Annotated in this window: 10 protein-coding genes and 1 pseudogene; 5 read left to right on the top strand and 6 right to left on the bottom strand. The window is 64.9% G+C overall.

What is annotated here, in order from left to right:
* The 4 genes from VMR39_RS00945 to VMR39_RS30395 form a co-directional block, all read right to left on the bottom strand.
* The coding region (locus VMR39_RS00945; protein WP_325413453.1) for a recombinase family protein at positions 1-219 on the bottom strand (219 nt) is incomplete at its 3' end.
* Positions 125-487, bottom strand: a complete 363-nt coding sequence (locus tag VMR39_RS00940) for a recombinase family protein (protein ID WP_325413455.1) — start codon at positions 485-487, stop codon at positions 125-127. The genes VMR39_RS00940 and VMR39_RS00945, both read right to left, overlap by 95 nt.
* A 301-nt stretch (positions 488-788) precedes the next feature.
* Entirely contained in the window at positions 789-1,253 is a 465-nt protein-coding gene (locus VMR39_RS00935) for a helix-turn-helix domain-containing protein (protein WP_325413451.1), read from the bottom strand.
* Positions 1,254-1,368: 115 nt separating this feature from the next.
* Entirely contained in the window at positions 1,369-1,749 is a 381-nt protein-coding gene (locus tag VMR39_RS30395) for a DUF5372 family protein (RefSeq protein ID WP_414712432.1), read from the bottom strand.
* Positions 1,750-2,769: 1,020 nt separating this feature from the next.
* On the opposite strand from VMR39_RS30395, the gene VMR39_RS00930 reads away from it, so the two are divergent.
* The 4 genes and pseudogenes from VMR39_RS00930 to VMR39_RS00920 all read left to right on the top strand — a co-directional run bounded on the left by VMR39_RS00930 (position 2,770) and on the right by VMR39_RS00920 (position 5,656).
* Positions 2,770-3,144, top strand: a complete 375-nt coding sequence (locus tag VMR39_RS00930) for a hypothetical protein (RefSeq protein ID WP_325413449.1) — start codon at positions 2,770-2,772, stop codon at positions 3,142-3,144.
* Positions 3,141-4,994 (top strand): type IV secretion system DNA-binding domain-containing protein, encoded by a 1,854-nt coding sequence (locus VMR39_RS00925; RefSeq protein WP_325413447.1) that lies wholly within the window; start codon positions 3,141-3,143, stop codon positions 4,992-4,994. The genes VMR39_RS00930 and VMR39_RS00925 overlap by 4 nt, the downstream gene beginning before the upstream one ends.
* Positions 4,978-5,427: pseudogene (locus VMR39_RS30390) on the top strand (relaxase domain-containing protein); the annotation flags it as partial. The gene VMR39_RS00925 and the pseudogene VMR39_RS30390, both read left to right, overlap by 17 nt.
* On the top strand, positions 5,369-5,656 hold the full coding sequence (locus tag VMR39_RS00920; protein ID WP_414712433.1) for a relaxase domain-containing protein: 288 nt from the start codon (positions 5,369-5,371) through the stop codon (positions 5,654-5,656). The pseudogene VMR39_RS30390 and the gene VMR39_RS00920, both read left to right, overlap by 59 nt.
* Positions 5,657-5,815: 159 nt before the next feature.
* On the opposite strand, the gene VMR39_RS00915 is transcribed toward VMR39_RS00920, so the two are convergent.
* On the bottom strand, positions 5,816-6,058 hold the full coding sequence (locus VMR39_RS00915; RefSeq protein ID WP_325413444.1) for a hypothetical protein: 243 nt from the start codon (positions 6,056-6,058) through the stop codon (positions 5,816-5,818).
* 67 nt (positions 6,059-6,125) lie between these two features.
* Between VMR39_RS00915 and VMR39_RS00910 the strand changes: the two genes are divergently transcribed.
* Entirely contained in the window at positions 6,126-6,539 is a 414-nt protein-coding gene (locus VMR39_RS00910; RefSeq protein ID WP_325413442.1) for a hypothetical protein, read from the top strand.
* A gap of 87 nt (positions 6,540-6,626) precedes the next feature.
* Here the strand turns inward: VMR39_RS00910 and VMR39_RS00905 are convergent.
* On the bottom strand, positions 6,627-8,265 hold a 1,639-nt coding region (locus tag VMR39_RS00905), incomplete at its 5' end, for an ISL3 family transposase (RefSeq protein ID WP_325413440.1).

The following is an 8,265-nucleotide window of genomic DNA, read 5'->3' as shown; positions in this document are numbered from 1 at the left end:
TACCTTGTTGAGGATGCCGCCGCGCAAACGGGCTTCGATGACGTGCAACTCGGCTTCGCTCATGGTGCCCTTGAGGCCAAGTAGCAGGCGATCGTTGAAGTTAGCCGGATCGTATACGCCATCCTCATCGAGGATCAGCGTGTCGGCCAAGGCGCAGATTTCCAGCAATCGATGCCAGTCCGCGTTGTTTCTCGCGAGCCGCGATACCTCCAGGCCCATGAATTCCTGCGCGTCCCATGCCAACATCGGATACAAGATGCTGGAAGCCCTCGCGCCACGACGCTGAAGCGCCGGATTCGCCTTGGTCGCTGTCGATGACACTAATCTGGTCGTCACGCCATCTCAGCCCTGTCGCCCGCCCACGGAGGGCGTATTGCCGCTTGGTGCTTTCGACGTTTTCCATGACCTGCCGCATCGACGACTGTCGGATGTAGAGGTAGGCACCCCGTTCGAGATGATGCGATTGAACCTTGAGGTTTTCGTTCATGCCGTTCTCCTCCATTCAGGCTCCGCCATCACCATGGCGGCGAGCAGGTGGATGACTGTGCGCTTCTCGGAAGACTCATCGGCGATTGGCAGGCCAACAACTGGCATGGCAGCGCATGAGACTTGGCAAGGCGCATGCAAGATCGCGCGAACCCAAGCCCACGTCCCGCGATGCAAAAGGATAGTAAGGCCGCTGCGCGCCTCTACGGGCAAAGCGGTCCCGAGGGCCGCCGCGCGCAAGATTTCGTATCGCTCTGTGGTCCGGCCCTCCAACCTTGGGTGCCGTTGCGCGCCGGTGCCGGCTACGCAGTTTTTTTTACACCGAGCGCCCGCTCGATAGTTCTTGGGTGGACGTCGAGGCCGAACTTCGTCCGGATACGGTCCGTCAGCTCGCGCGCCCGGATCGGTTCGCCTGGGACGACTTGTTCCTTGAGGAACGCCAGCACATCGCCTTGGAGCTTGTATGGTCCGCGTGGCCCGCGTTTTCTCGGCACCAGGCCGCTCAGACCCGCTTCGTCGAAGTCTGCCCTGGCCTGATAGAAGGTCGGGCGGGAGACACCATATTCGTCGGACGCCTCCGTCACCGACATCTTGTCGGCGGACACGCGCCGCAGCATCTCGTATTTCACTTGCACGATGTCGCGCGGATCGAAGAAGCCGCCCTCCTGGAATTTTGGATCGCTCACCTTTTCCGGCGCCGGATTGAGAGTGCCTTCCTCGGCCAGGACATTCGCTTTTGATCGCTTGTGCTCGATCTTGTCCGGCACCTACAGCCTCCAGCCTTCGCTTAATCGTTGTAATATACAATATGTCGCATATGGCTAAATCGTCAAGCCGGGGGAGGCATGTGATTCGGCTAGCAACGGCCAACAAATTGGTCATTTAGCGCAGTCCCCATGGCATTTTCGGCGTCTTTTCCCTTACATTTGCGGCATAATTACCCTTACGCCTCTTAGCTCTCGTCTCCATTCGTTGAGACATGAGGTGGGCCACCAGCTCGCTGAGCGCTAAAAGATCGGTAAGGCTGCACAGGGCGCGCCCGCCTCCCGCGACAACCTCCAAATCAGGAGTTGCCACATCGGTCCATTGCGGCGCAACGGAGCAGATCTGGGCGTCATCAAATCGCAGTAGCCACCGCTTGCCCGCCCGGTTGCCGCGCTTCGCAATGCATACGCCGCACTGTCCGGAATATGGATGACGGGATGGGTCACCGTTACAAGGTGCGGCGAGGCCGGGGATACAACCATGTTCGGCCCCACTCATCGTTGGGAAATCGAACGCCTGCACAAGCGCGTCGGACGTTCGTGCAGTACGATAGCATCACGCCCGACGCGCTTGTGCAGGCAAGCGTGCCGGAATATTCAAACGCAAGACTCTCGTTATGAGCGAGGGACCGCCGGGGGGCAGGTCATCACGCGCGGTTATTCGGCGTAGCGGGCGGAGTTGGCGCGCCAGAACGGGCTTGGGCGCAGACCGGGGCACGGGCCCCGCCCTGCCGCTCAACCGGCAGCCGAACTTGCATCTGGTCAGGCGTCGCAGACGCCGGAGGACGTCCTGGCCGGCGATGCGTCCACGCCCTCGCTGGCGGCGGAACAGGGACTTGAACACTCCTAAGATATTACCGGCGAAGTCACCCGGGAAAGCGGGCCGGACAGCGCCGTCGGGCCGGCCCGCATCGCGGAAACCGATCCGGCCGCGCCGCAGGGCCTGCAGGCACCGTCTTTGCCGGACTGAGCCCCGGCGGCACCGCGCCCGCAGCGCGGGCCGCGTTGGTTCTCACCGAACGTCCGGCCCAGGCGATAGACCGGATCGCCTAACGCGTGGGCCTGCCGCGACTCGCCAGCGGTCGGCGCGGCCATCGTAGCCGTAGCGGGTAGAGACCGTGACGCTGCCGGGTGAAGCGCTGCCGCTCCCGGCAGCGGCCCTGCCGGCCTGACCTCGCCCCGGCTCGGAAGCGGATCCCCGAGATGCACATCCGGACACCTGCGCGCCGGTTTCGGCGCGGTTCGCGACGCGGCTGCTATCTGCCCGCGCCGTCACGCGCCAAGTAGAGCTTGCCACGTTGTATCTGCGCGCCGCCGGTCCTGTCATCGCTGCAGGAAGATCCAGCGGAGTGGAGGCGATGGCGATACCGGGGCAGGGACCGTGGCGGGGGGAAGTGGTCCCGGGTCCGGAGGGAGCAGGTCGGCGAAGCGGAAGGAGCGCGCGGCGGAGCTGCGTCTTCACTTGGCTACGGACACCAGCTGCGCGCGGCCCCCTGCCGCCAGCGCAGGGGATGGGCGGATGCTGAGCTCGCGCAAGATCATGGTCCACCTGAGCCCGGAACAGGACCGCATCCTGCAGGGGCTCGCAGAACTCAAGGACATGCCGGATTACACGGTGCTCAGTCGGATCATTGACGCCGGCTTCCAGTGCGGCGGTGAGGATACAGAGGTCGTCCGGCAAGTTCGCAAGATCGCCGCCGTAATCGGAGCCCTTTCGGAGCGCCTTGCCGAGGTGGAGCGGGTCTGTGACCGCGTCCTGTTCACGGCCTGCGCGGCCTATGCCTATGCCCGGGACGGCGCGCTCGGGGCGGCCCGGGGCGATGAAGTGATTGCCCGCGAAGTGCGCGCCGCGTTCCAGCGGCAGCGGGGACTGGCCGCCAAGAGCGGCACGTGAGCGCCGCAAGCGACCGGGCATCGCGCTCACATGCGCTCTGGCGCATGCGGGTGCGCCAGAGCCAACAGCGCTTCGGCTTCTTTTGCGTCCTGGTGCTTGTCTGCAGCCTGGCGGGCGCGCTGGTGTGGTCGCGACTCCTGCTGCCGGGCCATGTCTGGAGCGCTGCCGGCCAGAGTGCCGGAGCCCGGCTGCTACTCCTAGCGAGCCCGGTAAATGGTCGCGAAACCGCCATGAACGTGTCGCTGGCGGGGCAGCGGGCAAGGCTGCCGGCCCGCGTGGTGGCGCACGCCCCCCCTTTCGCCCGACCCTTCAATGCCGTCGCCAGGGCGCTGCTTCTGGGCGGGGTGATGGGGGCCGGCACCGGTCTTGTCGTGACGGCCGCGGTGATGCGGGCCATGGCGCGCCAAGGCCGGGACACGCTCGGCGACCGGGTCCTGGGCGGCACCCGTGTGGTCGTGCAGCCGGGCGGGGCGCCGGCCGTCGCCGCACGGGCAGCAGGCAGCCTCGCGATCGGCCGGACCGTGCTCCCAAGGGCGATCGAGACCCGCCATTTCGCTTTCCTCGGAACGACCGGCAGCGGCAAGACGACGGTTCTACGCCAGATGCTGGAAGGTATCGCCGAGCGCGGCGAGGCCGCAGTGGTCTACGATACGAGCGGTGAATTCATTGCGCATTATTACGCGCCAGAACGCGGTGACATCATCCTCAACCCCTTCGATGCGCGCTGCGCCTCTTGGTCGCCCTTCGACGAGATTTCCCATCCCGCCGACGCGGACCGAATTGCCCGCCAGCTGGTTTCGGAGACCGGGAACCATGACGACGATGTCTGGCTGGAAACGAGCCGGATCCTGGTCGCGAACATGTTGCGCTCGCTGTGGAGCGAGGGCAACGCCAGCCTGGAAGCGCTGCTTGAGGCGCTCCAGACCAAATCCAAGCAGGAGCTCAAGCGGTGGCTGGGCCATACGTCCTCGGCGCGGACATTCGCCGATGACGCCGACCGCGCCACCGGCAGCGTGTTGTTCATGCTCGCCAAGGCGGCCAACCTCATCCAGTTCCTGAGACGAGAAGCGGAGGCCGACGCGCCTGCGGACGAACGGGGCGGGGGTGGACGGTTCGCATTCCGCGACTTCATTTCCGGGCTCGATGCGCGCGAAGGGCCCCGGCCATGGATTTTCGTGCCCCGCAAGGAAGATTATTTCGAGGCGGCCAAACCGCTTATGGCCTGCTGGCTGGAATGCGCGGCCAGCGCCGTCCTTGGCTTGCCGCCTTCGCCTAGCCGGCGCATCTGGTTCTTGCTCGACGAGCTCGCCGACCTGCCGCGGGTGGACAATCTCGCCAGGCTGCTGCCCGAAGGCCGCAAGTTCGGGGCGGCGATTGTCCTGACGTTTCAGGCGCTGGGCCAGATGCGCAACCGCTATGGTCCTCACATCGCCGAGTCTATGCTGGCGTGCTGCAATACCAAGCTGTTCCTGCAGATCGTCGACTACGAAACGCGGCAGTGGGCGAGCAAGACAATCGGCGAGTGCGAAATCGAAATCCGCGCCGCGAGCGATGCGCTTCCCGTGCGCGGCGAACCTGGGCGGACCACCATCGCCGCGCAGCGGAGCTTTCGCCCGGCGGTCCCTGAAAGCGAGTTCCGGCTGCCGCCTTGGCACGGCTATCTGCTACTGCCCGATGGTGCGCCGGTAGTTCGGCTGGTTCTCCAAGGTCCGGGCGTGCAGGAGGGAGGCGCGCCCCGTCACCCCGCTTTCGTCCCGGGTGATCCGCGGGACACCCTATGGAGCCGGCCGTCCGTCCGGGGGCCGGACAGCGGCGCAGGTAGCGGCGCCTCTCATGACCCGCTGGTCTGACGAGCGGTTCCGGTGCTCGCTTCCGCCTACGCGATCTACGGTGCGGCGACTGCCGCGAATTGTTGCCAAAAGCGAGGACGGCGTTACCGGGAGCGAAGCGCCGTCCAGCGCATGGTGGTCAAGGGCGCTACGGATCTCGCACTTTCTAGGGATATCGAGGGCGAGCGCTTCACGCAACAGCTGCTGGGGTTTTCGGCGATGCCGGCCTGGCAGCGGGGCCCACGGCGAACTACGCCACTGGCCAGACTGGGACATCACCTTCTCGGCTCCCAAGTCGGTTTCGATCATGGCGCATGTCGCCGGGGACACGCGCCTTTTCATGGCGCACCGCCAAACGGCCGGCCGAAGCCGCGCTCGGCCACGCGAAGCAGTACTTGGGATGCACGCGCATCCGCAGGAAGGGGGAAAGACAGACAAGACCGCTGGCAGCCTTGTCGAGGCCACTTTTCCAGCACCGAACAAGCCGCTCTCACGATCCACAGCTCCACACTCACGCGGTCATTATCAATGCCACAAAAAGGCAGCGACAGGACTTGGCGACGCCTTCGCTGACTGGGCCTTTTTTGCTGCCTAGAGGACCTCGGCGTGATATACGGGCAAGAGCTCGCCTATGCCGTTTCGGAGCAGGGCTATGCCACCGAGCGGATCGGAAGGCGCTTTGAGATCGCGGGTGTTCCGTAGGCAGCGCTCGGCGCGATCAGCCCGCGCCGTGCAGCGATTGACGCGTGCTTCGCCGTCCCGTGATCCCAGCTAAGCCACGTCCTCGCAGACGCGCATCGGCGTCTTGGCGACCCGGAAGCCAAGCGGCCGGTCAGCGAAGATCAGCTGACGGCGCAGTGGCAGGGAAGCGCCGAGAAGGCCGGCTTCAGGCGCGCTTGGTCGCGCTCGCTCGCGGCAATGCGTGCGACCGGTCCCGCGACGACTGCTTTGACCTGCTCGCGTGGGAGGCGGTCGCCCTTGCCGCCGAGAAGCTTTCCGAGCGCGAGGCCGTCTTCGCCGAGCGCAGGCTGGTCGAGGAAGCAGGCACATATGTATATAGCAGGCTGGGCCAGCGTGAAATCCACCTATCAGTCGCTGAGGCCCGTATGCACAGCGGTCTGATCAATCGCACTATCAGTCGCTGAGGCCTGTATGCACAGTGGTCTGATCAATCGCACCTACCGAAGCTGGCACGGCCGCCAGCTGACTGGTTTCATGACGCCCGAGAACGTCAAGACCGAACGCGAGATGCTCCGGATCGAAGCGCTGGGCCGAGGCGGGACACTGCCGCCGCTAACTCCGGCCGAAGCGGGCGGGCAGTCGAGCGTGCGCTGCGCCAGTCGGCTGCGGAGGGTTTCGACTGGACGGATGACCTGCGACGCGGGCTATTGCCCTGCTCGCCTCGGACGACCGGGGCGCGGCGCTGCAGGGGCGTGCCGGGCCTGCCAAGACCACCACGGTTCTGGCCGCCATGCCTGTGAAGCCGAGCGGCGCGGCCTCACCGTCGTCGCGCGGGCTCCTACCGCTATCGCGGCGCAGGTGCGGGGAGACGCTCTGGGCCGGTAGGGCAATACGGTAGCAGGCGATCTATCGGCCGATACAGTGTCGGCCCTCGCGGAAAGCGGGTCTGCAGCCTTGTCGACCAGACGTTCTCTAAGTAGCGGTCTCGCGGGCGCGGACGGAAGTGGTTGTTGTCACAGACGACCGGCCGAAGCTCGTCGCAGTTCTCCACCAACGTGCTAGGAAGAAGCGGAACGCGCTAGCCTTGAGCGGCCCGGGCTGCGGCAAGTCGATTAAACCCTCTGCTGGTCTGTAGGCGCAGCTGTCAACGGGCACCGAACTTTCCCCAGATGTGGGCTCTCCCGCACTTTTGGTGCTGTTCAGGCCATCACGCGAGCTCTCAGGAGATCCAAGCCTAACGCGGCCATACATCGACCGTTTGATGAGCTTGAGCTTGACCTTGTTGATTTTCCCCTCGACTGGGCCCGTACTCCATGGAAGGTCGACCGCGGCACGGACAGCGTCTGAATCGCGCATGAGCCCGCGAGCGAAGGATGCGATGGGGCTCTCAAGTGCCGATGCCAACCAGCCATCGAGTACGTCGGCTTTGCGCTCGACCAGTAGGTCATGGAACTCGCGTCCGAGATCAGCAGCCTGCGCAATGGCCGGTGAGGCGGCACGCAAGGCATCGATGAAGAGCATGTCGCTGGGGCGAACCGTCTCTTTTGCTACGCCGAGTAGCCGAACGAACTGCCGCGTACCGGGCGGTTTCCATCGAGGCGATGACGATCGAGGAGCAGCGTCTTCAATCCCGTCACGGATTCGGATTTTCACCCACTGACGGAATCCTTTCACGCTGCCGGAATACCCGCGCTCGCAAACCTCCCGGCAAAGCTGCGTGGCATTACGGCAGCCATCTGCCCACCGCGCACGGATGAAGTCGTCGAAGGCGTTCGCAGGATGCCGGGATGTCCGCTCCCATTGTCCCGGCTGGCGATCCATGAGCCATTGTCGGATCGTTTTGCGGTCTCGCGCGGTTTCCTGAGCAATAGCCGATATGGTCCAACCCTTCTCGCGCAGGGCAACAGCCGTATCGAACATGGCCTGTCGACGTTGGCGTCCGTGGTTTCGCTTTTGAAGGGCCGCCGGGGGCATCCCTGGTCTTGTGGCGCTGTCCTGTGTCCTGATCGGTGCCATGTCTTGCGCAAGTGATCGCCCAACCTCGCGTACGAGCCTGTAGCGCTTTTCCACCGCGGCGAGCACTGCATCCAAGCAATTGCGCAGCATGTGCCAGCGATCAGCGACCTGCCGCGCCAGAGGTGCCCCTTCACGAGCACCCTTGGCGTAACTGCCGCCACGATCGCGCGCGATGATTTCGGCTCCGGGATTGGATTTCAACCAGGCGGCATGCGTTCCGCCTTCACGATCAGGCAGGAGGTCAACCACCTTGTTGGTCTCCAGATCGAGCAAAACCGTGCCGTAGCGATGACCCTTCCGCCACGCCCAATCGTCGACGCCCAGAACCCGGGGCGATCCCTTCGTCATCTGCCGGTCATTCCGGACCAGGCGGATCATCGTGTCTGCGCTGGTCGGCATGCCAATGCGATCGGCGAGCCGCGCGCCAGCTTCGCCTCCAAGCGCCAGGCCGACGGTACGCTGGATTTCGCGTAGCCGTACGGAACGTCTGGAGTGGCTGGTGGCAACCTCGTTAGCGCGCTCCACGAATATCCGCTGCCTGCAGTTCCGATTGGAGCAGCGCAGGCGGCGTGCTTGCATGAGCAGGGTCACGAAC

Source organism: Sphingobium sp., assembly GCF_035511395.1.
Classification (GTDB): domain Bacteria; phylum Pseudomonadota; class Alphaproteobacteria; order Sphingomonadales; family Sphingomonadaceae; genus Sphingobium.
This window is presented reverse-complemented; position numbering and strand designations above follow the sequence as displayed.

Bases quoted from the DNA above. Each gene is read 5' to 3' on its own strand.
- VMR39_RS00940 (WP_325413455.1), bottom strand. From the start codon at position 487: ATGAACGAAAACCTCAAGGTTCAATCGCATCATCTCGAACGGGGTGCC.
- VMR39_RS00930 (WP_325413449.1), top strand. From the start codon at position 2,770: ATGCTGAGCTCGCGCAAGATCATGGTCCACCTGAGCCCGGAACAGGAC.
- VMR39_RS00910 (WP_325413442.1), top strand. From the start codon at position 6,126: ATGCACAGTGGTCTGATCAATCGCACCTACCGAAGCTGGCACGGCCGC.
- VMR39_RS30395 (WP_414712432.1), bottom strand. From the start codon at position 1,749: ATGAGTGGGGCCGAACATGGTTGTATCCCCGGCCTCGCCGCACCTTGT.